This window comes from Amycolatopsis sp. lyj-112 (assembly GCF_046549055.1).
GTDB lineage: Bacteria > Actinomycetota > Actinomycetes > Mycobacteriales > Pseudonocardiaceae > Amycolatopsis.
Map to the genome: position 1 here is coordinate 48,419 of NZ_JAJPWS010000008.1, position 22,359 is coordinate 70,777.

A 22,359-nucleotide genomic window follows, 5' to 3' on the forward strand; every position below is an offset into this window, starting at 1 on the left:
GTCCGGCGGGTGATCCTGTCCCTGGTTAGGCACACTCTGTCCGTGCGCCGTCGGATCGTGACCCTGACCGTGCTGGCCGCGGTGCTGGCGATCACCCTGTTCGGGGTGCCACTCGCCGTCGCCGTCGCGCGGTTCCACGAAGGCAATTCGACCCACGACCTCGAACGAGCCGCCGACGCGATCGCCGTCCGCGTGACCGGTGATCTCACCAACGGCCGCGTCCCGGAGCTCGGACCGGCGGTCACGGACGAGGACGACGACGAGATCCAGGGCATCCGGGTGTCGGTCTACTCCCCCACCGGCAGGCTGGTGGCAGGCGATGGCCCCGCCACGGAAGACGCGCTGGTGCGCGCGGCGCACCACACCGACATGGCGACCGGCCCGATCGGCGACGAGCGGGTGCTCGCCGTCCCGGTGCTCAGCGGCCAGTCGGTCGTCGGGGTGGTCCGTGCCGCCCATCCGGTGAGCGAGCTGAACGAACGGATCTGGCTGACCTGGCTGAAGATGGCCGGTCTCGGGGCCATCGCGATCGGGACCAGCTGGCTGATCGGGCGCCGGATCGCCAGCAGGCTCGCGCGGCCGCTGGAAGACCTGGCCGACACCGCCGAGCGGCTCGGCGAGGGCGACTTCACCGTGCGTGCCCGCCGGACCGGGGTCCCGGAGATCGACCAGGTCGCCGAGGCGCTCGACGTCACCTCGGAGCGGATCGGCGAAACGCTGGAGCGGGAGCGGACCTTCTCCTCCGATGCCTCCCACCAGCTGCGGACCCCGCTGACCGGGCTGCGCCTGCAACTGGAAGCGGCGCTGGAGAGCCCCGATCGCGACCCGTACGCGACGATCCGGGACGGCATCGCCTCGACCGACAGGCTGGAACGCACCATCGACGACCTGCTGGCGCTGGCCAAGCAGACCAGGGCCCCGCGCGCGCTGCTCGACCTGGATAAACTGTTCGAAGAGGTCCGCCAGACCTGGCACGGCCTGCTCGCCGAACGCGGCCGGGCGCTGCGGATCAGCGGGCGGGAGGCGTTGCCGGCGCGGGCGGCGGCCGCGGCCGTGCGGCAGGTGCTCGCCGTCCTGCTGGACAACGCCGCGACACACGGGCGCGGCACGGTCAGCGTCCTCGCGCGTGACGCCGGGGACGCGCTGGCCATCGACGTGCGCGACGAGGGCTCCATCCCGGACGGGGCCGATCCGTTCGTCAGGACCCAGGAGGGTGGCGAAGAGCGGGAAGGACACGGGATCGGGCTGCGGCTGGCGCGGAGCCTGTCCGAGGCGGAAGGCGGACGGCTGCGGCTGAGCAGCCCGTCACCGACGACGTTCACGCTGCTCTTGGCCGCCGAGCGTCCGCCGCAAGAAGAAGGCCCGGGCCTGGCGAGCTAGGGGGGGTTACTCGCCAGGCCGGGCCGGTAGGAGGCAAACGCGCCCCGACAGCGCGCACGGCATGCCACCTGAGAGAAGACGGTAAAGACCAGCTGGCCAACAGACGGTACACACCGGATTAACTGACACTTTGCCTTTTCGTGTCACAGCTCAGCGCCCCGGTGTGCCCCGTCATTTGCGCTGGATGAGCGCGTAGCAGCCGTACTTCACGACGCACTGTTCGAGGTGGCCCTGCATGTAGGTCCGCGCGTTCACTTTGCCGGGGCGGTACTGGAGGCTGTTCTTGATCTCGCCCTTGTACCGGATGGTCACCTTGTCGTAGTTCGAGATGTAGGCGTCGCGGGTCACGCCCGACACGGTTTTGCCGTTGTAGCACCAATCGACGCGCATATGCCATTCGGCGGTCTTGAAGCCGAGGGTGCTGCGCTACACGATGTAGCGGTCCGCGTGGGTGCAGGACGTCTTGCCCGGGACCGGCGTCGCGCCCGGTGTCTCCTCCAAAACGTCGGTGACTTCGGTCTTCCCCGGGTCGATCACGGTCTGCGCGAGTTCGGGATCGGTCTGGATGATGGCCCGGTCGGCGTCGGTCATCACCCCGGTGGCGGCGACTCTGGCGAGCGCCTCCCAGCCGTCGGAGTGACGATGTCCGAGCCCGCTAAGTGCGCACTAAGTGGTTGCCAAGCGTGGCGTCCAGTGACCATCGAGCCGTGCTGAATCGATCGTGGGAAGATATGACGTATGACCACGGAGCCGGCGCCGAGATGGCGAAGACTGGAACCGGACGAGCGTAAGGAACAGATCTTTGCCTGCGCAGCGCGCCTTTTCGGGGACCGTCCCTACTCGGAAGTGTCCACATCGGACATCGCGGCCGAGGCCGGGGTGGCCCGGGGTCTGATCAACCACTACTTCGGCACCAAACGCGAGCTGTACCTGGAGATCATCCGGCGGGCGCTGACCGTGCCGCGGCTCGCCGTCGACATCCTCCCGGAGGGCCCGCTCGAACTGCGCGCCGACGTCGCCATCGACTGGTTCCTGGACATGGTCACCAGCCAGGAGAAGATGTGGCTGGCCGCGATCGCCCCGGAGGGCATCGGCCGGGACCTCGAAGTCGAGCGGATCCTCGAAGAGGCCGACCGCGAATCAGCCGATCGGGTGCTCGAAGCGGTCGGCCTGTCGCGCGAAAGCGAACACGGTCAGGAGCTGAACGCCCTCGTGCGCGCGTTCGGCGGGATGGTCAAGGCGGCGGGCCGGGAATGGCTCGTCCGCGGCGCGCTCGACCGCCAGCAGGTGCACACGCTGCTCAGCAAATCGCTGGTCACGCTCGTCGGTGACGTGTTCCCGGAGATCCAGCGCCGAGGCTGAGCCGCCGGGAAAGGGGCCGTGTCCATAAGCGAAACCCCCGGCACCTCGAGGGGGAGGTGGGTGCCAGGGGCTCCGCACCGGTGGCGAGCCACCGGTATCCCTCCACACTACGCCGGATCACTGTCACGGCTCTGTCAAACTTCGAAGGCGGTTTCCCTCGCCGGCAGCTCGGCGAGCCGGTGTTCCAGCCCGTCCAAACACCGCTCGACCGCGTAGCCGTAGAGACGCTCGTAGTAGCCGGACGCGAGATCGGGATCGGCCACCAGCGCCGAGATCGCCTCGCCCATCGCCGCCATCCCGGGCAGGTCCTCGCGGGTCCGGAACGCCGCGTAGCCCTCGGATCGGTCGAGCTGGAGCGCCATCGCGCTCTCGCGGTCGTCCTCCATCGCGATGAACTGGCAGGCGGTGGCGAGCAGCAGGTTGTAGGCGACGGCGGCCTCGCCGGCGAACCCGGCCGCGAGCAGCCTCCGGATCCCGGAGTCCATGGTCGGCACCGCGGCCTCGACCGACGGCCCGAACAGCGCCAGCCGTCGCGCAGAGCCGGGGTAGCGCCGCAGCACCGCCCGGACGGTGGACAGGAACTCGCCGAACCACACCCGCCACGGCAACGTCTCGTCGGGCAACGTCAGTTCGCCGACCACGCGGTCCAGGACCGCGCCGACGACGGCGTCCCGATCACCCACGTGGTGATAGACCACCGCCGGATAGGCGTCGACGGCGGCGGCGAGCTGCCGCAACGTCCAGTTCTCGAGACCGGTCTCGGCCGACAGCTCCAGCGCGGCGTCGACGATGCGGTCCCTGGTGAGGGCCGGCCGTCCGGAAGCCGCGCGTGACCGCGGCCGGGAACCCGCGTCTTCGGAGAAAGTCGGCATGCGGGCTACCGTATCCGCAGTGAGGTGGTGGCACGACGGGGCACATCCGGGGAGGATCGGCGGTATGCCCCGCGCGCGTGTGAACGGCCTCGAACTCGAGTACGACACCTTCGGCTCCCCCGCGAACCCGCCGCTCGTCCTGGTCATGGGGCTCGGTGCCCAGATGGTCACCTGGGAGACCGGCTTCTGCGAACTGCTCGCCGAGGGCGGCTTTCACGTCGTCCGGTTCGACAACCGCGACATCGGCCTGTCAACCTACCTCGACGACCTCCCGGTACCGGATCTGAGCGCGCTCGCGGCCGGTGACCTGACGACGGCGCCATATCTGCTTTCCGATCTGGCCTCCGACGTCACCGGCCTGTTCGACGCGCTCGGCTTCGACCGCGCGCACGTCGTCGGCGCGTCCATGGGCGGGATGATCGTGCAGCGGCTCGCGATCGATTCCCCGGAGCGGCTGCTCTCCCTCACTTCGATCATGTCGACCACCGGGGACCCCTCGGTCGGGCATCCGGAGCCGACGGCACTGGCCGGGCTGACGCGCCCGCCCGCCGCCACGCGTGAGCAGGCGATCGAAGACAGCGTCTCGTGGTTCAAGCTGGTGGGTTCGCCCGGCCATCCCTCCGACGACGAGTACCTCCGAGCGAAGGCCACCCGCAACCACGACCGGGCCGATCACCCGGCGGGCGCGCTGCGGCAGGCCGCCGCGGTCGTGGCCTCCGGCGACCGGACGGCGAAACTGCGCGAGGTCCGCGTGCCCTCGCTCGTCGTCCACGGCGAGAGCGACCCGCTGATCGACGTCAGCGGCGGGAAGGCCACCGCGGAAGCGATCCCTGACGCCGAACTGGTGCTGTACCCCGGAATGGGGCACGAACTACCGCGGCAGCTGTGGCCCGCGATCGCCGAAACGATCACCGGGCACGCGCGCAAGGCTTAGCCATTTCAGCTGCTTCAGCGCGCGACGACCATCGCGACAACAGTGGTGAAGGAGCCGCCGACGTTCAGCGTCAGCACGTTCCGGGCGCCCTCGATCTGCAGCGGTCCCGCGGTTCCCGCCACCTGACGCGCGGCGTCGTGCACCATCCGGACCCCGGTCGCGCCGACGGGATGGCCGAGCCCGAGCAGGCCGCCGCCGGGATTCACCGGCAGGACGCCGTCCCGCGCGATCCCGCCGGATTCGACCAGCCGTCCCGCCGCCCCCGGCGGTGCCGCGCCGAGGTGTTCGAGCGCCACCAGCGCGGTGATGGTGAAACAGTCGTGCAGTTCGACGACGTCGATCTCCTCGGCGCCGGAGACCTCCGCCCGCCGGTACGCGTCGAGCACCGCGCCGCGCAGATGCGGGAACAGGTACTCCTGCCCTTCGGCGCGATCCAGCTTGCCGCGTAACGACAAATGCGCCGTCCGGTGGCCGAAGCCCGCCAGCCTCGGGACGTCCGCGAGGTCACGGCCCACGCGTTTCGCCCACGTGGCGGCGAATTCCGGCGACGCGAGCACGACGGTGGCCGCGCCGTCGGAGATCCGGCCGCAGTCGTTCTTGCGCAGCACGCCTTCCACGACGGGGTTCAGCGTGTCGTCCTGGCCGAACGAGCCGTCGGGGAAAGTCCAGTCGCGCGCCTGCGCCATCGGGTTGAGCGCGGCGTTGGTGAAGGCGTTGCGCGCGAACAGGCCGAGATGCGCGGGATCGAGTCCGTACCGCCAGTCGTAGACATCGGCGACGTCGGCGAACAAGGCGGGCCAGGGGAATTGCGCGGACAGCGCCTCGGCGCCGACCCAGGCGGCCGAGCCCAGATGGCCCGCCGCGGTCTTCGCGTCGGTGTTGCGCATGAGTTCCAGCCCCGTCACCAAGGCGACGTCGTACCGGCCGGACTCGATGTCCGCGCTCGCGGCGAGCACCGCCGTCCCCCCGGAGGCGCACGCGGCTTCGTGCCGGACACTCGGCACGCCGTCCAGGTCCGGGACGGCCGCCACCAGCAGTCCACCGAGGTGGGCCTGGCCGGTGAACAACTCGGCGGCCAGGTTGGCCACGTGGGCGACGCCGATCTCGTTCGCCTCGACCTGCGCGTCCACCAGAGCGTCCGGAACCACCTCGGCGAACATCTCGAAGAGCCCGCCGCCCTCTTTCGCGAAGTTCCGCGCGAAATCGGTCTGTGCCCCGCCCAATACGAAGACCGTCATCGGTCCGGTTCACCCTCCGCCGCCGTGCCCGATTCGCCCCTCCCCCGGGAAGGGGCGAATCGGACGGCGACTTTCCGGCCCCTCTCGGTCCGCCCGCACCCCTCTGGCGCGCGGACGAAAAGGGGGATTCCTCAACTACGGGAAGGTTCCAGCTGGTCCGCCCGGACCCAGGTCGCGTGAAAACCGAGCGGGACACGCTGGGGCAGCAGGACCCTGGCCACGGGTCCGGCAGCGAGATCGGCGGCGTCGAAGATGTCCAGCTCCGAGCGCCCCTCGCGCTCGTCCTGGACGAAGGTCACCAGATAGCCGTCGTCTGAATCGGCGGCCGCGCCGTCGCGGGGTGCGAACGGAGCCTCACTGCCCCACCGGCCCTCACCGAACCGATGTTCGGTCTTGGTGCCGGCACGATTGTCGTAACACACCAGGCCGTCGAACTTGAGCGTCGAATCCGGCGAGATGTGCACCGCGTAGGAGAAGCGGTTCCGGCCGCCGACAACCCTCGAGTCGACGGTCGGAAATTCGGTGTTGGCGTCGTCGAGCTGCTCTTCCGCGCACTGACCGGTCCGCAGGTTGAACCGGTAGCGGTGCAGCGAGGCGTCCAGCCGCAGGTACGACAGCATCTTGGCGAGCGGGGTGTGCGCGTCTGCTGCCGGCTGCGGACGCTGGACGCGGCAGACGTCGAGAATGATCTCTTCGCCCTGCTCCCACGAGTTGACGACGTGGTAGATGTAGCAAGGGCTGGCTTCGAACCAGCGGATCTGGCTACCGCTACCGTAGCGAGGCATCACCCCGAACCGGCTCGGCAGCGAACGGTCGAACAGCAGCTTGTGCCGTCCGTTGCGCGCGGCTTCCATGTCCTGGACCAGCGGTAAGTCCATCAGGATGGCGTAGTTCTCGGTGATCGCCATGTCGTGCGGCAGGCGCGGGCCGGGGAGTTCGATCTCGGTCGTGGCGACGACCCGGCCGTCCGCGCTGATCACGCCGTAGCGCAGGTATGGCGGCTTCGGCCCGTAGTCGAACCAGAACATCTCACCGGTGCGCTCGTCGACCTTCGGATGCGCCATCATGTCGCCGACCAGCGTGCCCAGGAAGTCCTCGGCACCCAGCGTCTCCAGGGAAAGCGGGTCGACCGCGTACGGCGTGCCGCACAGGTACCAGGTGGAGAGCACCTGGCCGCGATGGAAGATCAGGTCGGTGTTGGCGCTGTCCTTGACGTTCAGGCCGTGGGAGTTGCCGAACGGGTTGCCCTTCGGCGACTCCATGACGCCCTTCCAGAGCGCCTTGCCCGCTTCGGACTCGGCCTCGAAGGCCAAGGTGTGAATCCAGCGGTTGCGGTAGCGGGCCTTGCCGTTCTCCAGGTGGACGGCGTGGATCATGCCGTCGCCGTCGAACCAGTGGTAGCGGCCTTCGGGCTCGAATCGCGGGTTGGGCCCGTTGCGCAGGTACACGCCGTTGAGATCGGCGGGGATCTTGCCGATGACCTCGAGATCGCTCGCGTCGATCTCCTCGCCGACCGGGGCGTAGACGCCCATCAGGTACGGGTTGACCTCGGGTTCACCGGTGGCCGCGGCCACCATGATCGGTTGCTCGGAGGTGCTGGTCATCGGTTCTCCCCGGGTTGGTTCGCGTTGACCGATTGGCTGAGACACTATGATTTCTGTATCCAGGTGTCAATAGACTTCTTTTGCTGTAGTCAGTAGTACGCTGACAGCGACACCATGCAGAGAGGCACCTACGTGACAGAGGCGACGGCGCAGCGCGCCAGGCCGGCGGGCGACCCGCTGCGCCGAGCACTCGAACTGCTCGGCGACCAGTGGACCCTGCTGATCTTGCAGAGCCTCTTCCTGCGGTTCCGCCGCTACGAGGAACTGCGGCTGCGCCTCGGCATCTCCCCCACCGCGCTGTCCGGGCGGCTGCGCGCGATGGTCGACGCCGGGATGCTCGTCCGCACGCCGTACCGCGACACGCGCCGCACCCGGCACGAGTACCGGCTGACCGAACGCGGCCTGGAACTGTGGCCGCTGCTGATCTCGATCTGGGCGTGGGAACGGGAATGGGTCGAGGGACGGCGCGCGGTCCTGCCGACGCTGATCCACCTGGACTGCGAACTCGCCACCTCCGCGCCGCTCGGCTGCGCCTCCTGCGAACGCCGGGTCGACGCCCGCGACATCCGCGCTCGGCGGCTCGACGACACCGGCGTCGTCGAAGCGACCGCGACGAAACGCTTCCGCCGCAAGGACGCGGAGTCCCTGGCGGGCGATCCGCTGATGTTCTTCCCCGACACCATGGAACTCCTGGGCGACCGGTGGTCGACGGGGCTCGTGGTGAGCGCGCTGCTCGGGGCGCGGCACTTCTCGGAGTTCGAACGGGAACTCGGGATCGGCCCGAGCGTGCTTTCGGCGCGGCTGTCCAGACTCGTCGACGTCGGCGTGCTGCGGACGGGGATCGCGAAGACCCGCACCGACGCGCACGACTACCGCCTGACGGCGAAGGGACTCGCGTTCTTCCCGGCGCTGGCCTTCATCGCCGAGTGGTCCCGGGGATTCGAGATCCCCGGCCAGACCCCGGATATCACCCTGGACCACGTGGACTGCGGCAACCGGCTGACGCCGATCCTGCTGTGCGACCACTGCTGGCGGCCGCTGCTGCGGAACCGGGTCCGCTTCGGCGGTCCGGCCCAGCTGCCCGCGCCCGAGGTACGCGAGTGACATAGGTGAAATCGACTCGCCAAGCGAGAGGGTTCCTGACAGGCTGAGGACTGTCACATGTCGTCACCTCGGAGGTAGCAATGACTGAACCGGCACCATCCCCTGCGGATGGCGAAGAGGACGACACCAAGCGCAAGTTCCGCGAGGCCCTCGAGCGCAAGCAGGCGCAGTCCCGCTCCGGCTCGGCCCACGAGAACGCCGGCGGGAAGAACCTGCACGCCCACGGCCCCGCCGCGAACAAGCGCACCTTCCGTCGCAAGAGCGGCTGAGACCGCGAAAGCGCTATGAACGGCCCGTTACTTGCAAAATTTGCAAGTAACGGGCCGTTCATAGCGTTTCAGGAGACCTAGACAGTCAAGATCGACCGCAGCCCGCCGACCTCGGCGATCCGGCGCTCGGCCAGCCTGTCGGCCGCCGTCGCCGGGGGCACGCCGTCGGCCTTGGCCAGCGCGAACACCGCCTTGGTGGTGTCGAAGATGGCCGTGGTCTTGCGCTTGGCCCTGGCGAAGTCGAACCCGTGGCGCTCGTCGTCGACCTGGATCACGCCACCGGCGTTGACCAGGTAGTCGGGCGCGAACAGGATGCCGCGGTCGTCGAGCTGCTTGCCGACGCCGGAGTGGGCGAGCTGGTTGTTGGCCGCGCCGCAGACGATCTTGCTGCGGAGCAGGGCGACGGTCTCGTCGGTGAGCACGCCGCCCAGCGCGCACGGCGCGAAGACGTCGAGTTCGGTGCGGATCAACGCGGCGAGGTCTTCGACGACCTCGACGGCGGGGTAGGCCGCGCGGGTGCGCTCGATCGCCGCGGGCGAGACGTCGGTGATGACGACCTGCGCGCCGGCTTCGATCAGGTGCCCGACGAGGATGTGCCCGACCTTGCCGACCCCGGCGACACCGACCTTGCGGCCGGCCAGGTCCGGGATGCCCCAGACGGCGTCGGCGGAGGCCCGCATGCCCTGGTAGGTACCGAAAGCGGTGAGCACCGAGGAGTCGCCGGCGCCGCCGTTCTCCGGCGAGCGGCCCGTGACGAAGTCCGATTCGCGGGCGACGATGTCCATGTCCTGCACGTAGGTGCCCACGTCGCAGGCGGTGATGTAGCGGCCGCCCAGCGTCTGGACGAACCGGCCGAAGGCGCGCAGCAGCGCCTCGGACTTGTGCTTGAGCGGGTCGCCGATGATGACGGCCTTGCCGCCGCCGAGGTCGAGCCCGGCGAGTGCGTTCTTGTAGGCCATGCCCTTGGAGAGCGCGAGGACGTCGGCGAGTGCGGCGTCCTCGGATTCGTACGGATAGAAGCGGGTACCGCCGAGCGACGGGCCGAGTGCCGTCGAATAGATCCCGATGATGGCCTTCAGGCCGGTGGCCTGGTCCTGGCAGAAGACGACCTGTTCATGGCCGGTGCCATGGCCGAACACTTCGGTCACTGTGGTGACTCCCTTGTCGTGGAGTGCACGCTGCTTGTGGCGCACGTGCGAGGTTCCTGAAACAAGGCACGGTCCCCGCACGAAGGTCATCCGGCGGCGACAGTGCCACGTCGCAAACCTAGCGGACAATCTCCTCGAGGATGCGAAGTGCGGAGTCCAGTTGATCGTCGGACAGGTAGGGCGCCGGTCCGAACCTCAGGTACGCGCCCCGGCTGTCGGTCCGCACCCCGCGCTGGGCGAGGGCGGCCTGCAGTGCGCCGGCGTCCGCGCACTTCAGCGACAGGAAGCCGCCGATGCGGTCCAGCGGCGTCTCCCGGTCGCGCGTGATGACCTTCTCGGGCAGGCCGAGCTTGTCGAAGCCCTCGGCGAGCAGGCCGACCTGGTGCTGCGACACCTCCCGGAGGAACTGGGGCGTGAGCCCCTGTTCGGCGAAGAACCGGAAGACACGCGCGCCGCGGTAGTGGCTCGTCGGGTCGTAGGTCGCTCCCGCGAACCGGTCAGATCCGGAGGCGTAGGCGACTTGGCCGGGCCGGCGCTCGTCCGCGAGCGCGCCGAACTCGGCGTACCAGCCGGTGACCACCGGCCGCAGTTCCTGCGCGTGCGCGGGCATTCGCAGGAAGCAGTTGCCCTCGCCGAGCTGGAGGTACTTGTAGCCGCCGCCGAGCACCCAGGCGTTGGTCAGCCCGAGGTCGTGCAGCGCGAACGGGACGACGCCGAGCGCGTGGTAGGCGTCGACGACGAGGTTCACCGACTTCGTGAGGCAGTCCTCGGCGAGGTGGGCCAGGCCCGGTACGAGCCGGGAGGTCTCGAAAAGCACAGCCGAGACGAGCACCGCGGCGGTGTCCTCGGTGACCTCGGCGGCGACGCGTTCGGCCAGCGTGGAGACCGGCGCCGTCGGCACGCGGACCACCTCGACGCCTTCCTCGGCCAGCCGCGCCAGCTGACGGCGCAGGGTGTGGAACTCGCCGTCGGTGGTGACCAGCCGGGGACGACCGCGCAGGTCCATCGCCGACAGGAAGCGGATCACCAGATCGTGGGTGCTGGCGCCGAGCGCGATACCGCCGTGCGGGTCACCGAGCAGCGCCCGGAACCCGGCCCGCATCTCGTCGGCCTTCGCGAAGGCCCGCTCCCACTTGGTGTCGACCTCTTCGGCCGCGTCGGCGAAGGCTTCGAGGAGGCCCTCCTCCGCGACGTCCGGCCAGGCCTGGTGGGAGTGGCCGGTCAGCAGGATCCGGTCCGCCACACCGAATTTCGTGTAGTGCGCCGCGAGTGCGTTGGGGCTGCGGCGCAGCGCGTCGAGGTCTGTCAAAGTCGGCTCCGTACCGCCCAAAGGTCCGGGAACATCGGGGTGAAAAGCGTCGTACGCAGGTAGTGGGCGCCCGACGATCCCCCCGTCCCGGTCTTGTCTCCGATGGTGCGTTCGACCATCTTCACGTGCCGATACCGCCACTCCTGCATCCCTTCATCCAGGTCGACCAGGTGCTCCGCCACGACGGACGGCCCTGTGTCATCGCGATAAACCTGCAGCAGAACCTCTTGGAGCGCCGGAGAGGGTTCGAGTGGCTTGGTGACGTCGCGCCCGGTCGGGACGCCGTATTCCTTCACCGCGAGGTAGGTGACGAAGGAATCGAAGAGCGACGGACGGGACATCGCACCGGAGATCTGGGCACGCTGCTCACCGCCCTCCGGATAATGCGCGAAGACCCGCTCGTCCCGGCGGCCGAGGACGGCCTCCAGTACGCGGAACTGGGCCGACTGGAACCCGCTCGAAGCGTCGAGTCGCGCACGAAAACTGGTGAACTGGCTCGGAGTCATCGTCTCCAGCACATCGATCTGCGCGACCACCACCTTGAAGATAGTCAGAATCCGCCGCAGCGTCCGGATCGCGTGAGCGGTATTACCCGCCTCGAGTTGCTCCTGCAGGTAAAGCGCCTCGTGGAGAACTTGTTTGAACCAAAGTTCATACACTTGGTGGATCACGATGAAGAGCATTTCGTCGTGCTCATCGGACCTGGTGTGCTGTGCGTCGAGTATTTCGTCCAGTGAAAGGTAGGACGTGTAACTCAATGCCGCCTGGGTGTCGTTCATGGTTCTGTCACCTCATCGAAGTGGCGCTGTGCCGCCGGGGCCAGTGCCTGGTAAAGATCGTGGAACAGCTCGACCGCGGCCGCCCGGCTCGGCGGAGCCGGCACCAGCCCGACCGGCAGTTCCGGGTCGAGCGACGGGAAGGCGCGGAAGGTGTGCGTCAGCCAGGTTCGGACCTGGAACGCCTCGGCGTCAGGCAGGTCGCCTGAATATCCGCCGAAATCTCGGACGAACGCGTCGTAACGCGCGGCGAGGCCGTCGAGGTTCCACGCACGGCCGGCGAAGCGCCGGACGTCGAGCCCCGCCGACGGTTTGCCGAGCATCAGCCCGGCGTATTCGGAGACGTCGAGTTCGGCCAGCAGGGTGAGCACCTCGGCCTCGCGGTCGTGCGGGGCGATCCAGGTGCCGTCCTGCACCGGGCCGAAGCCGAGGAAGCGCAGACGCCGCACCAGCCGTTCCCGCGCCTGGCGGCGGCTTTCCGGGATGCTCTGCCAGAGCACGGTCCACTCGCCGACCTCGCGGTCGCGTCTGCCGAGGGAGAAGATCCGGCGGTCGCCGTCTTCGAGCAGCACGATCGTGCGGCGGGTCAGCGAATAGTGGACCAGCCTGCCGGCCTTGTGCCGGGCGAGCAGGTCACGGCGGGCGAGGCGGGCCAGCGCGATCCGCGCGGCGCCGTCGGAGAACCCCAGCCCGGACAGGACGCCGACCAGGCCCCCGGACCAGACACGCCGGGTCTCGCGCGGCAGCACGTAGCTGCCGAGCAGGGTCATCACCAGCTCCTGGGGACCAGGGTCACCGTGAGGCACGGGCGATTCGGGCATGCGAGCAACTCTATACACCTCAGGCCGCTGCGGTGTAGCTTGATTCGAGTGACGTACTTCGCGGATTTGAGCTCGCGCCAGGTCGCCGCGCTCGCCTCCAGCGAGCGCGTTCCCGTGCTGTTGCTGCCCGTGGGGGCCGTCGAACCGCACGGACCGCACGCGCCGCTGGGCACCGATCCCCTGATCTCGCGGGGGATGTGCGAACGTGCCGCCGCCCGGCTGGCCGGCGATCCGGGACTGCGCGTGCTGATCCTGCCCGAGGTGCCTTACGGCGTGACCCGGTTCGCGGCCGGGTTCGCGGGCGGCATCTCGATCGGCGAGGAGACCCTGCACGCGCTGCTGACCGAGATCTGCGGCGCGCTCGCGGACCAGGGCCTGCCGCGCGTCATGCTGGTCAACAACCACTTCGAACCCGCGCACCTGGCCGTGCTGCGGCGCGTGGTCGAGACGGTGCACGCGGCGCACGGCACCAAGATCGGCTTCGTCGACCTGGTCCGCCGCCGGTACGCGGCGCGGCTCACCGACGAGTTCCGCTCCGGGGAATGCCACGCCGGGCAGTACGAGACGTCGCTGGTGCTCGCCGACCGGCCCGACCTCGTCGACGCCGTCGTCCAGCGTGGCCTGCCCGCGGTCCACGTCGACCTCGCGCGCGGCGACGTCACGGACTTCGCCTCGGCCGGGATGACCGAGGCCTACTGCGGGACGCCCGCCCAGGCGAGCGCCGAAGAGGGCGAAAAGACCTTCTCGGTGCTCACCGACATCCTGGTCGAAGCGATCCGGGAGCTGGTATGACCTTCAACCTCGCGACCCATTTCGTGGACCGGCTCCCCTGCACCCGGACGGCCTTGGTCTGTGGCGACGAAGAAGTCACCTACGCGGAGCTCTCCGTATTGGTGAACCGCGCCGGGAACGTGTTGCGGGAACTCGGTGTCCGAAGTGGACAGCGAGTGCTGCTGGCACTGAACGACAGCGTCGAGTTCGTCGCCGTCTGGTACGCGGCGCAGAAGATCGGCGCGGTCACCGCCGAGGTCTATTCATTCCTGCAGGCCAAGGATTACGCGTACTACCTGAACTACACCGAGGCGGCGGTCGTCATCGCCGACTCGTCGACGTTGCCCGCGCTGCGCGAGGCCGGGGCACGGAATCTCCTGGTGGTCGGCGATGGTCCGCTGGAGCCCGGCGAGCACTCGTTCGCCGTGTTGACCGCTTCGGCTTCCGCCGAGCTGGAAGCCGCGCCGACCGAACTGGACGACGTCGCGATCTGGAAGTTCACCACCGGCAGCACCGGCTCGCCCAAGGCGTGCGTGCACCCGGCACGGAGTTCGCTGGAGAGTTTCGAGCGGTACGCGCTCGGCGTGCTCGACCTGCGCGAGGACGACCGTGTACTGGCCGTGCCGAAGCTTTTCTTCGGCTACGCAAGGGATCTGACCGCGTTGTTCCCGTTCGGCGTCGGCGCTTCCGGGATCGTGTTCCCGCAGCGCAGCACCGCGGATCTGCTGTTCTCGCTGATCGAGCGTTACCGCCCGACGATCCTGGTGAACGTGCCGACCATGATGAGCGCGATGATCGCCGACCCGTCGGCGTCTACAGTGGACATGAGCTCACTCCGGCTCGCGACGTCGGCGGGCGAGGCACTGCCTTCGGAACTGCATCGCAAGTGGGACAAGCTGTTCGGTGTCCCGGTGATCGACGGGATCGGCTCCTCGGAGGCGTACCACATCTATCTCTCGAACGTCCCCGGCGCCCAGCGGGTCGGCAGCCTCGGCCGCGAGGTCCCCGGCTACACCGCGCGGGTCCTGGACGAGAGCGGGGAAACCCTGCCGGACGGCGAGATCGGCACCCTGGAGGTCACCGGGCCGACCATCGCGCGTGAGTACTACGGCGACGCGGAGAAGACGGCTCGGACGTTCCACGGCGACACCCTGCGCACCGGCGACCTGTTCAGCCGCGACACCGACGGCTACTTCCACCACCACGGCCGGGCCGACGATCTGCTGAAGGTGTCCGGAGTCTTCGTCGCGCCGAGCGAGATCGAGGACTGCCTCATCGGCCATCCCGCGGTCGTCGACTGCGCGGTAGTGGGGGTGAGCATCGACGGCCTGGTCGTCCCGCGGGCGTGCGTCGTGCTCGCCGAGGGCGCGGAAGTCACGCCCGACGAACTGAAGGACCACGCGCGGGCGCATCTGGCGAAGCACAAATACCCGCGGGAGGTGGTGTTCGTGACCGAACTTCCCCGGACCGCCAACGGGAAACTCGATCGGCGCACGCTGCGCAAACGAGAGACCGGCCGGAGGGAGACAGCGTGAGCAGGATCGTCGTCGTCACCGGCGGGACGCGCGGGATCGGCGCGGCCATCGCCCAGCGGTTCCTGACCGCGGGTGACCAGGTGTACGCCCCCGGACGGGCCAAATGCGACGTCACCGACGAGGACGCCGTCGCGCGGTACTTCGAGGGCCTGGGCCCGGTGGACGTGCTGGTGAACAATGCCGGGATCTCGGCGAGTGCCCCGCTTTCGAGGACGACGCTGGAGCAATGGCGCACTCAGCTGGACGTCAACGCGACCGGCGCTTTCCTTTGCACACGGGCGGTTCTGCCCGGTATGCGCGAAAGCCGCAGCGGCCGGATCATCACGGTCGCCTCGACGGCCGCGCATATCGGCTACCGCTACACGGCCGGATACACGGCGTCGAAACACGCCGCCGTCGGCCTGATGCGGGCCACCGCCGCCGAGGTCGCCGGCACCGGCATCACCGCGAACGCGGTCTGCCCGGCCTTCGTGCGCACCGACATGACAGCCGCCTCGGTGGCCCGGATCCGGGAAAAGACCGGCCGGGACGAGGCCGACGCGGAGGCCGCGCTCGCCGCGGCGTCCCCGCTGGGCAGGCTGCTCGAACCGGACGAGGTCGCCCACGCGGTGGCCTTCTTCGCGGCGCCCGAAGCCGCCGCGATCAACGGACAGACACTCGTCCTCGATGGAGGTGGGATCCAGTTATGAGCCCGTTTCGCGCCACGCCGCCGATCACGGCGAAATGGGAGCACTTCGAGTTCACCGTGGACGACGGAGTCGCCACGGTCACCTTGGACCGCCCCGAAAAGCTGAACGCGCTCACCTTCGACATCTACGCGGACCTTCGGGACCTGCTGGCCGAACTGCCGCACCGCGGCGACGTCCGGGTGCTGGTCATCACCGGGCGCGGACGCGGGTTCTGCTCCGGCGGCGACGTCGAGGAGATCATCGGCGAACTGCAGAAGATGGAGTCCGCGGAACTGCTGGAGTTCACCCGCATGACCGGTGCCGTGGTGAAGGCGCTGCGCGAATGCCCGATCCCGGTGATCGCCGCCATCAACGGTGTCGCCGCCGGCGCGGGTTCGGTGATCGCTTTGGCCAGCGACTTCCGGCTGATGGCGTCGTCGGCGAAGTTCGCCTTCCTGTTCACGAAGGTCGGACTGGCCGGGGCGGACATGGGGTCGGCGTATCTGTTGCCGCGGCTGGTCGGGCTGGGGCGGGCGACCGAGTTGCTGATGCTGGGCGACAAGATCGAAGCCACGCGGGCCGAGGCGATCGGTCTGGCTTCGCAGGTCGTCGACGACTCCGAGCTGGCTTCGACCGCGTCCGCGCTGGCGCGTCGTCTCGCGGACGGGCCGGCGTTGGCTTACAGCACCACGAAGGTGTTGCTGACGCGTGAGCTGGACATGGACCTGGCGAGTTCCATCGAGCTCGAGGCCATTACGCAGGCTCTGCTGATGACGGCGAAGGATCATGGGGAGTTCTATGCGGCCTGGACGGCCGGGCGATCCCCCCGCTGGACCGGCCGATGACCCCCTTCCGCGATTAGTCCTCTAATCGCGGAAGGGCTTGATCGCCTCAAGCGAGACAGTCCCCGGCATCTCCTCGCCGCAAAGCCGGATCTTCCTGCTCGAAAGTCCGCGCCACCCCGGGGCCGCTCGTCCGGGTCTCGAACCGCACCGTCACCCGCCCGTGCCCGGCCCCCTGCACCCAGCCGCTCCCGTACGACTCGTGCACCACGTCATCCCCAGGACGCCACCCGACGGACACCACCGGCACCGGCGCCCGCGAAACCGTCGTCGAAGGCAACTCCACCGAAGAAGGAACCGACAGGGTGAACAGCGGATCCTGATGCGGCACCGAAAGACCGGAAAAGGCGACACCGGCCAGCCGCACTCCGCCGAACTCGGTCGGGTCGATCAGCAACCGCTCCGCCATCGAAGCGAGCTGGTCGAATTCGTCGGTGGGCGAGGCCATCGTCTCCGAACGCGTCACCGTGCTGAAGGTGGTGTCCCGCAGTTTCACCACCACCGTCCGCGCGACCCGTCCCGCGTTCACCAGCCGTTTGTGCGCGTGGACGGCGAGATCGCGGACCTCGCGCCGCAGACTCGCCAAATCGATCAGGTCCTTGTCGAAGGTGGTCTCCGCGCTGACCTGCTTGAGTTCCGCGCGATCGGATACCGGCCGGTCGTCGACGCCGGTGGCGAGCCGCCGCAGATCGCGCCCGACCACACTGCCCAAAGTGGACACCGCGTCGGCGTCGGACAGCGCGGTCAGCTGCCCCAGCGTCTGGACGCCGATCGCCCGCAGTTTCCCTTCCGCCACCGGGCCGATCCCCCACAGCACGCGGGTCGGCAGCGGTGCGAGGAAAGCGCGTTCGGTACCCGCGTCGACGACCAGCAGGCCGTCCGGTTTCGCCAGATCCGAGGCAACCTTGGCGACCTGTTTCCCCGACGCCGCCCCGATCGACGCCACCAGGCCGACCTCCGAGCGGATCCGGGCACGGACCGAAGCAGCGAACTCCCGGACCCCTTCGGCCGTGGCACCCACCAAAGAAGGCGGTTCGGCGAAGGCCTCGTCGAGCGAGATCCGTTCCAGCACGGGCGCGTACTGCGCGACGAGGTCGAACACCTGCGTGCTCAGCAGTTCGTACAGTTTGAACCGCGGCGGCAGGATCACCCCGGTGGCCGGCAGCAGCCGCCGGGCCTGCGACATCGGCATCGCCGACCGGATCCCGTGCTTGCGCGCCTGATAACTCGCCCCGGCGACCACGCCGCGCGGGCCCGCGCCGCCGACCAGCACGGCACGTTCCGCCAAGGTGGGCCGGGTGAGCTGTTCACAGGAGGCGTAGAACGCGTCCATGTCGAGGTGGACGACCCAGCGGTCAGGCGCGCCCATCGCCCGGCACCTCGAGAAGCCGATGCAGCGACCGCGTGTACTCCTCGAACGCCGCCCGGCCGCGGGTGGTCAGCTCGACCAGCGTCACCGGCGTGCGGTGTTCGAAGGCCTTGGTGATCTCGACGTACCCGGCGTCCTCGAGTTTGCGCAGATGCGTCGACAGGTTGCCCGGGGTCATCTCCAGCAACTGCTGCAGCCGCGGGAAAGTGATGCTGTCGCCGGGCCCCAGGCTCGACAGCGCGACGGTGACCCGCAACCGCGCCTGCGCGTGGATCACCGGATCGAGCTGGGGCAGCGCGTCTTCGCTCATCGCGGCCGCACCAGGAAGACCAGCGACGCCACCAGGAAGCCACCACCGCCCGCCAGGCTCAGCACGAGGAAGTTGTGCGGCCCCCCGGCCAGCACGCTCGCCGCGCCGCACGCGATGATCCACACGCCGAGGCCGTACTGCAGTTTGCTCTGCCACAGCATTCCGCCGGCGAGGTACATCAGGCCGGTCAGGATGAGCGAGGTTCCGGACCACAGCAACGGGATCAGCTCGACGTCCAGGCCGAGACGGATCAGCGCGGTGTTCACCACCGTCAGCCCGCCGAACGCGATCATCCAGCTCCACCCGTACATCGCCCCGACCAGCCGGGACGGCCCACGCACGCCACGGCCCGCCCGGATGCCGTAGATCGCCGAGTACACCATCGCTCCGACGAAACCGGCGACGGCGAGCGCGGCGGCGACCCACAGCGGCAGCAGGGAGGTGGGCGGTGCGGACAGGAAGATGAGCCCGAAACCGAGCAGCCACACCAGTCCCCAGACGGCCAGCAGCACGGCCGGCTTCGGCCCGATCTCACGCCGGGTGTCCTCCGTCTGCTTGGCGATGAGCGCGAGCGACTCCTCGGGCGTCATCGGCCGCGCGTCGTCGTCCCGCTCAGGCACAGCCCGCTCATCCTCCGGCACCTCGGAAAGTTAACACGCGCTCACCGTCTCTCTCGAAGTCACAGTCTCTCGAAGTCATAGCCTGGCCGTGTCGAGCCGGAACCTCGCCATGACCACCAGTGCCGGCACCACCAGCCACGCCACGAGCACCAGGACCGCGGTCAGCGCCCCCGAAGCCCCCAGCACCGGTGCGCGGCCGATCTCTCCGAGCCAGTAGGTCGGCATGATGTGCCCGGCGGTGTTCATCCAGCCGGGCAGGATCTGCAACGGGATCCACAGGCCGCCGAACATGCCCAGCGGCAGCATCAGCGCCCCGGTCACCGCCTGCACGGTGTCGCCCTTGCCGAACAGGCCGATCATCAGCCCCAGCACCGCGAACGGCAGGGCGCCGAGCCACAGCGCACCGAAGATCGTCAGCCACTGGCCGAGTTCCAGCCGGATACCGCGGATCATCCCGGCCGCGAAGATCACCAGCAGCACCGGCAGCGCGACGAACAAACCCGCCGTCACCTTCACCATCAGATAGGCCGGCGCCCGCATCGGCGTCAGCCTCAACGTGCGCTGCCAGCCGTCGGTGCGCTCGGTGGCCACGCGGGTTCCGGTGAACAACGCGGCGGTCATCGCGCCGTACGCGGCCATGTTCACCATGGTCACCGTCGCGGTCGACACGCCGGGAGCGATCTCGCCGGCGCCGAAGATCCCGCCGAACAAGAGGAACATCGCCAGCGGCATCCCGATGGTGAACAAGGCGAATTGCGGACTTCGGACGATGCGCTTGATCTCCAGCGCGAGGTAACTCATGTTCATCGCAAGGCTCCTTCAACCTCATCGGCGGTCAGCGCGATGAAGGCTTCTTCCAGTCCGACAGCGGTGATTTCGATGTTCGCGGCGAGCGGGAACTCCCGCAGCAGGCCGCGGATCGCGGTGTCGGAGTCGGCGCAGCTCAGTTCGGCGTGCCCGGCCCGCAGCACCGCGCGAGACACTCCGGGCAGCGCGGCGAGAGCCGCTTCGGTGGCATCCGGGACGACGGCCCGCAGGACCCGGCCGGCGACCGCGGCCCGGACCTCGCCGACCGGACCGTCCGCCACGACCTGGCCGTTGCGCATCAGCACGACGCGGTCGGCGTAGTCCTCGGCCTCGGCGAGGTAGTGCGTCGCGAAGAGCACGGTGCGGCCGGTCGCGGTGTACTCGCGCATCGACGCCCAGAACCGGCGCCGTCCGTCGACGTCCATGGCCGCGGTCGGCTCGTCGAGCACCAGCAGGTCCGGGTCGCCGACCAGCGCGAGCGCGAACCGCACCCGCTGCTGCTCGCCGCCGGAGAGCTTCCCGCAGCGGCGGTTCGCGTACTCGCCGACCCCGGCGCGCTGCAGCACCTCGCGGACCGGCAGCGATTTCCGGTGCAGCGAGGAGAACAGGCCGACGAGTTCGCCGACCGTGGCGTCCCTGAGCAGCGTCCCGTTCTGCGCCATCGCCCCGACCAGGCCCTGGTCCATGGCCTCGGCCGGGCTGAGCCCGGCGACCCGCACCTGACCCGCGTCCGGCCTGGTCAACCCCAGCAGCATGTCGATCGTGGTCGACTTGCCCGCGCCGTTCGGTCCGAGCAGCGCCACCACCTCGCCAGGGGCGACCCGCACGCTGACGTCGTCGACGGCCTGAACGGCACCGAAGCGCTTCGCCAGCCCCTCCAGGCTGAACGCGTCCACCATGACTCTCCCCTTTCAAGCACTCTGAACTACAAAGTCGACACGCACTTTGTAACACAAAGTCCCCTGCGAGAGAAACCCCAGAAGTCCGTGAAGGCCTCCTTGAGGGACTCTGAGTCCCTCAAGGAGGCCTTCACGGACTTGGGCTAGGCGGGCACTCGGGAGGTGGCCGCGTCAGGGACTGGGGCGGGTGCCGGAGGCGGCACCGGTAGGGGCAGCGGCGCGCATTCGACGTCGGCCGTCCGTCCCGGCTTGCGGTCGGGAAGCGCACCGGTGGCCAGGTAGTCGGCGATCCGGTTGTCGACGCAGGCGTTGCCGCGCGGGGTGATCGCGTGGCTCGTGCCGCCGGGCTCACCGATCAGGCGAGCACCGGGGAACCGGCTCCGGACCTCGAGGCTGCCTTCGTACGGCGTCGCCGCATCGAGGGTCTCGCCGATCATCAGCACACTCGGCACCTTCTTGCCGTCGACCTTGACCGGCTTGCCGGGCTTCGCGGGCCAGTACAGGCAGGGCGCGTTGAACCAGGCGTTCTGCCAGGTGAAGAACGGCGCCTTCTGGTAGGTCCGCCAGTTGTCGTGCTTCCACTGCTGCCAGCTCTGCGGCCACTTCACGTCGGTGCACTGGACGGCGAGGTAGACGGCGTATCCGTTGTCGTCGCCCCGGCCGCCGAAGGCCTCGAACAGCCCCTTCATCGTCTGCCAGTCACCCTTGTTGACGAACTTCGCCAACGCGTCGCCGAGCAGCGTCCACCGCAGCTGGTAGTACGAGGCCTGCTGGAAGACGTCGAGGAATTCGTCCGGCCCGACGAAGCCGCCCGCCGGGACGGCGGCCAGCTTCTTCAGCTGCTCGGTGAAGACCTGCTTCACCGCGGCCTGCGTCTTGCCGAGGTGGTAGACGTCGTCGTGCTGCGCGACCCAGCCGAACCAGATGTTGATGTTGACGTCGAAGGCGACGTCCTGGTTCAGGTTCGCCTGGTACCAGACGTTGCGGGGGTCCACAGTGGAATCGAGGACCATCCGGCGGACATGCTGAGGGAACAGCGTCCCGTAGACCTGGCCGAGGTAGGTCCCGTAGGAGTAGCCGTAGAAGTTCAGCTTCTCCGCGCCGAGCGCCTTGCGGATGCTCTCCATGTCCTTGATCGTGTCGGTCGTCTTGATGTTCTCGAGCAGCGCGCGGCTGTTGTTCTTCGCGCACGCGTCGGCGTAGGACTTCGAGCGCTGCAGCCAGGTCTTCTCCAGCTGGGGCGTGGTCGGCGTGTAGTTCGGCCGGTTGTAGTCCATGTAGTCCGGGATGCACGAAAGCGCGGGCTTGCTGGAGCCGACGCCGCGCGGATCGAAGCCGACCCAGTCGTAGGCGTCGCCGGCGTGGTTCGGCACGCGCGTCCCGCGGGTCGCCAGCAGCAGCCCGGATCCGCCCGGGCCGCCCGGGTTGGTGAGCATGACGCCTTGGTACTGCGCCTCGGGCGTCTTGTGCTTGACGCGGCTGAGCGCGAGCTGGATCTTTTCCCCGCGCGGCCTCGAATAGTCGAGCGGCACGGACAGGTAGCCGCACTCGGCGCCGGCGGTGACGAGCGTCGGATCGGTGCACGCCCCCCAAGCGATCGTCTCGGCGGGCTGCGTCTGCTCAGCCTGCTCCGCGACGGCCGGTGCGGTCACCGCGACCGAAGCCAGCGTGGCCACGGCGAGCGCGGTGATGAGAACACGTCTCACGGTTTCTCCCTTTCC

General features: G+C 69.0%; 24 protein-coding genes. 9 read left to right on the forward strand and 15 right to left on the reverse strand.

Features of this window, described 5'->3' with window-relative positions:
• Window positions 1-9 precede the first annotated feature (9 nt).
• Window positions 10-1,380: a sensor histidine kinase gene (locus ACLJRL_RS25260; RefSeq protein ID WP_410658751.1), complete on the forward strand. Its 1,371-nt coding sequence runs from the start codon at window positions 10-12 to the stop codon at window positions 1,378-1,380.
• Window positions 1,381-1,551: 171 nt separating this feature from the next.
• On the opposite strand, the gene ACLJRL_RS25265 is transcribed toward ACLJRL_RS25260, so the two are convergent.
• Both ACLJRL_RS25265 and ACLJRL_RS25270 read right to left on the reverse strand, forming a co-directional pair.
• Entirely contained in the window at window positions 1,552-1,728 is a 177-nt protein-coding gene (locus tag ACLJRL_RS25265) for a hypothetical protein (RefSeq protein WP_410658752.1), read from the reverse strand.
• Between the two features lie 78 nt (window positions 1,729-1,806).
• On the reverse strand, window positions 1,807-1,971 hold the full coding sequence (locus tag ACLJRL_RS25270) for a hypothetical protein (RefSeq protein WP_410658753.1): 165 nt from the start codon (window positions 1,969-1,971) through the stop codon (window positions 1,807-1,809).
• 147 nt (window positions 1,972-2,118) lie between these two features.
• On the opposite strand from ACLJRL_RS25270, the gene ACLJRL_RS25275 reads away from it, so the two are divergent.
• Entirely contained in the window at window positions 2,119-2,742 is a 624-nt protein-coding gene (locus ACLJRL_RS25275) for a TetR/AcrR family transcriptional regulator (protein ID WP_410658754.1), read from the forward strand.
• A gap of 134 nt (window positions 2,743-2,876) precedes the next feature.
• On the opposite strand, the gene ACLJRL_RS25280 is transcribed toward ACLJRL_RS25275, so the two are convergent.
• A complete protein-coding gene (locus ACLJRL_RS25280) occupies window positions 2,877-3,614 on the reverse strand; it encodes a TetR/AcrR family transcriptional regulator (protein ID WP_410658755.1) in 738 nt (245 codons plus the stop codon).
• Between the two features lie 64 nt (window positions 3,615-3,678).
• Between ACLJRL_RS25280 and ACLJRL_RS25285 the strand changes: the two genes are divergently transcribed.
• Window positions 3,679-4,548: an alpha/beta fold hydrolase gene (locus tag ACLJRL_RS25285; RefSeq protein WP_410658756.1), complete on the forward strand. Its 870-nt coding sequence runs from the start codon at window positions 3,679-3,681 to the stop codon at window positions 4,546-4,548.
• A 14-nt stretch (window positions 4,549-4,562) separates the two neighbouring features.
• Here ACLJRL_RS25285 and ACLJRL_RS25290 read toward each other — a convergent pair whose 3' ends face one another.
• Together ACLJRL_RS25290 and ACLJRL_RS25295 are read right to left on the reverse strand one after the other, a co-directional pair.
• Window positions 4,563-5,786, reverse strand: coding sequence for an acetyl-CoA acetyltransferase (locus ACLJRL_RS25290; protein ID WP_410658757.1), 1,224 nt, complete (start codon window positions 5,784-5,786; stop codon window positions 4,563-4,565).
• A 131-nt stretch (window positions 5,787-5,917) separates the two neighbouring features.
• The gene (locus ACLJRL_RS25295; protein WP_410658758.1) at window positions 5,918-7,390 is read right to left on the reverse strand and encodes a carotenoid oxygenase family protein; all 1,473 of its coding nucleotides are present in this window, start codon (window positions 7,388-7,390) and stop codon (window positions 5,918-5,920) included.
• Between the two features lie 132 nt (window positions 7,391-7,522).
• On the opposite strand from ACLJRL_RS25295, the gene ACLJRL_RS25300 reads away from it, so the two are divergent.
• Both ACLJRL_RS25300 and ACLJRL_RS25305 read left to right on the forward strand, forming a co-directional pair.
• Window positions 7,523-8,494: a winged helix-turn-helix transcriptional regulator gene (locus ACLJRL_RS25300; protein ID WP_410659050.1), complete on the forward strand. Its 972-nt coding sequence runs from the start codon at window positions 7,523-7,525 to the stop codon at window positions 8,492-8,494.
• An 80-nt stretch (window positions 8,495-8,574) separates the two neighbouring features.
• A complete protein-coding gene (locus ACLJRL_RS25305) occupies window positions 8,575-8,763 on the forward strand; it encodes a DUF5302 domain-containing protein (RefSeq protein ID WP_378245833.1) in 189 nt (62 codons plus the stop codon).
• A gap of 77 nt (window positions 8,764-8,840) precedes the next feature.
• Here ACLJRL_RS25305 and ACLJRL_RS25310 read toward each other — a convergent pair whose 3' ends face one another.
• The 4 genes from ACLJRL_RS25310 to ACLJRL_RS25325 form a co-directional block, all read right to left on the reverse strand.
• Window positions 8,841-9,911, reverse strand: coding sequence for a Glu/Leu/Phe/Val family dehydrogenase (locus ACLJRL_RS25310; RefSeq protein ID WP_410658759.1), 1,071 nt, complete (start codon window positions 9,909-9,911; stop codon window positions 8,841-8,843).
• Window positions 9,912-10,029: 118 nt separating this feature from the next.
• Window positions 10,030-11,220, reverse strand: a complete 1,191-nt coding sequence (locus ACLJRL_RS25315) for a kynureninase (RefSeq protein WP_410658760.1) — start codon at window positions 11,218-11,220, stop codon at window positions 10,030-10,032.
• Window positions 11,217-11,999, reverse strand: a complete 783-nt coding sequence (locus tag ACLJRL_RS25320) for a tryptophan 2,3-dioxygenase (protein WP_410658761.1) — start codon at window positions 11,997-11,999, stop codon at window positions 11,217-11,219. Before ACLJRL_RS25320 ends, ACLJRL_RS25315 begins: the two co-directional genes overlap by 4 nt.
• Window positions 11,996-12,817, reverse strand: coding sequence for a PaaX family transcriptional regulator C-terminal domain-containing protein (locus ACLJRL_RS25325; protein WP_410658762.1), 822 nt, complete (start codon window positions 12,815-12,817; stop codon window positions 11,996-11,998). The genes ACLJRL_RS25320 and ACLJRL_RS25325 overlap by 4 nt, the downstream gene beginning before the upstream one ends.
• A gap of 48 nt (window positions 12,818-12,865) precedes the next feature.
• Here ACLJRL_RS25325 and ACLJRL_RS25330 point away from each other — a divergent pair, with 48 nt between their 5' ends.
• The 4 genes from ACLJRL_RS25330 to ACLJRL_RS25345 are packed head-to-tail and all read left to right on the forward strand — an operon-like array spanning window position 12,866 to window position 16,636.
• Entirely contained in the window at window positions 12,866-13,609 is a 744-nt protein-coding gene (locus ACLJRL_RS25330; RefSeq protein WP_410658763.1) for a creatininase family protein, read from the forward strand.
• Window positions 13,606-15,123: a benzoate-CoA ligase family protein gene (locus ACLJRL_RS25335; protein ID WP_410658764.1), complete on the forward strand. Its 1,518-nt coding sequence runs from the start codon at window positions 13,606-13,608 to the stop codon at window positions 15,121-15,123. Before ACLJRL_RS25330 ends, ACLJRL_RS25335 begins: the two co-directional genes overlap by 4 nt.
• The gene (locus ACLJRL_RS25340) at window positions 15,120-15,812 is read left to right on the forward strand and encodes an SDR family NAD(P)-dependent oxidoreductase (RefSeq protein ID WP_410658765.1); all 693 of its coding nucleotides are present in this window, start codon (window positions 15,120-15,122) and stop codon (window positions 15,810-15,812) included. The genes ACLJRL_RS25335 and ACLJRL_RS25340 overlap by 4 nt, the downstream gene beginning before the upstream one ends.
• Complete coding sequence (locus tag ACLJRL_RS25345) at window positions 15,809-16,636, forward strand: enoyl-CoA hydratase family protein (protein WP_410658766.1); 828 nt, start codon at window positions 15,809-15,811, stop codon at window positions 16,634-16,636. The genes ACLJRL_RS25340 and ACLJRL_RS25345 overlap by 4 nt, the downstream gene beginning before the upstream one ends.
• A 46-nt stretch (window positions 16,637-16,682) precedes the next feature.
• Here ACLJRL_RS25345 and ACLJRL_RS25350 read toward each other — a convergent pair whose 3' ends face one another.
• From ACLJRL_RS25350 to ACLJRL_RS25375, 6 genes are all read right to left on the reverse strand, one after another.
• A complete protein-coding gene (locus tag ACLJRL_RS25350; RefSeq protein ID WP_410658767.1) occupies window positions 16,683-18,002 on the reverse strand; it encodes a DNA polymerase IV in 1,320 nt (439 codons plus the stop codon).
• Window positions 17,989-18,312, reverse strand: a complete 324-nt coding sequence (locus tag ACLJRL_RS25355) for a transcriptional regulator (protein ID WP_410658768.1) — start codon at window positions 18,310-18,312, stop codon at window positions 17,989-17,991. The genes ACLJRL_RS25350 and ACLJRL_RS25355 overlap by 14 nt, the downstream gene beginning before the upstream one ends.
• Window positions 18,309-18,902 carry a hypothetical protein gene (locus ACLJRL_RS25360; protein ID WP_410659051.1) on the reverse strand — a complete coding sequence of 198 codons (594 nt, stop codon included), beginning with the start codon at window positions 18,900-18,902 and terminating at the stop codon, window positions 18,309-18,311. Before ACLJRL_RS25360 ends, ACLJRL_RS25355 begins: the two co-directional genes overlap by 4 nt.
• 105 nt (window positions 18,903-19,007) lie before the next feature.
• Window positions 19,008-19,739, reverse strand: a complete 732-nt coding sequence (locus ACLJRL_RS25365) for an ABC transporter permease (protein ID WP_410658769.1) — start codon at window positions 19,737-19,739, stop codon at window positions 19,008-19,010.
• Window positions 19,736-20,638: an ABC transporter ATP-binding protein gene (locus tag ACLJRL_RS25370; protein WP_410658770.1), complete on the reverse strand. Its 903-nt coding sequence runs from the start codon at window positions 20,636-20,638 to the stop codon at window positions 19,736-19,738. The genes ACLJRL_RS25365 and ACLJRL_RS25370 overlap by 4 nt, the downstream gene beginning before the upstream one ends.
• Window positions 20,639-20,781: 143 nt before the next feature.
• On the reverse strand, window positions 20,782-22,344 hold the full coding sequence (locus tag ACLJRL_RS25375) for an alpha/beta hydrolase (RefSeq protein ID WP_410658771.1): 1,563 nt from the start codon (window positions 22,342-22,344) through the stop codon (window positions 20,782-20,784).
• Window positions 22,345-22,359 lie beyond the last annotated feature (15 nt).

What these genes read in the sequence shown, in the direction of transcription:
- ACLJRL_RS25290 (WP_410658757.1), bottom strand. Translation starts at nt 5,786, where the DNA reads ATGACGGTCTTCGTATTGGGCGGGGCACAGACCGATTTCGCGCGGAAC.
- ACLJRL_RS25275 (WP_410658754.1), top strand. Translation starts at nt 2,119, where the DNA reads ATGACCACGGAGCCGGCGCCGAGATGGCGAAGACTGGAACCGGACGAG.
- ACLJRL_RS25320 (WP_410658761.1), bottom strand. Translation starts at nt 11,999, where the DNA reads ATGAACGACACCCAGGCGGCATTGAGTTACACGTCCTACCTTTCACTG.
- ACLJRL_RS25350 (WP_410658767.1), bottom strand. Translation starts at nt 18,002, where the DNA reads ATGGGCGCGCCTGACCGCTGGGTCGTCCACCTCGACATGGACGCGTTC.
- ACLJRL_RS25355 (WP_410658768.1), bottom strand. Translation starts at nt 18,312, where the DNA reads ATGAGCGAAGACGCGCTGCCCCAGCTCGATCCGGTGATCCACGCGCAG.
- ACLJRL_RS25305 (WP_378245833.1), top strand. Translation starts at nt 8,575, where the DNA reads ATGACTGAACCGGCACCATCCCCTGCGGATGGCGAAGAGGACGACACC.
- ACLJRL_RS25325 (WP_410658762.1), bottom strand. Translation starts at nt 12,817, where the DNA reads ATGCCCGAATCGCCCGTGCCTCACGGTGACCCTGGTCCCCAGGAGCTG.
- ACLJRL_RS25360 (WP_410659051.1), bottom strand. Translation starts at nt 18,902, where the DNA reads ATGACGCCCGAGGAGTCGCTCGCGCTCATCGCCAAGCAGACGGAGGAC.
- ACLJRL_RS25370 (WP_410658770.1), bottom strand. Translation starts at nt 20,638, where the DNA reads ATGGTGGACGCGTTCAGCCTGGAGGGGCTGGCGAAGCGCTTCGGTGCC.
- ACLJRL_RS25335 (WP_410658764.1), top strand. Translation starts at nt 13,606, where the DNA reads ATGACCTTCAACCTCGCGACCCATTTCGTGGACCGGCTCCCCTGCACC.
- ACLJRL_RS25345 (WP_410658766.1), top strand. Translation starts at nt 15,809, where the DNA reads ATGAGCCCGTTTCGCGCCACGCCGCCGATCACGGCGAAATGGGAGCAC.
- ACLJRL_RS25270 (WP_410658753.1), bottom strand. Translation starts at nt 1,971, where the DNA reads ATGACCGACGCCGACCGGGCCATCATCCAGACCGATCCCGAACTCGCG.
- ACLJRL_RS25365 (WP_410658769.1), bottom strand. Translation starts at nt 19,739, where the DNA reads ATGAACATGAGTTACCTCGCGCTGGAGATCAAGCGCATCGTCCGAAGT.
- ACLJRL_RS25295 (WP_410658758.1), bottom strand. Translation starts at nt 7,390, where the DNA reads ATGACCAGCACCTCCGAGCAACCGATCATGGTGGCCGCGGCCACCGGT.
- ACLJRL_RS25280 (WP_410658755.1), bottom strand. Translation starts at nt 3,614, where the DNA reads ATGCCGACTTTCTCCGAAGACGCGGGTTCCCGGCCGCGGTCACGCGCG.
- ACLJRL_RS25285 (WP_410658756.1), top strand. Translation starts at nt 3,679, where the DNA reads ATGCCCCGCGCGCGTGTGAACGGCCTCGAACTCGAGTACGACACCTTC.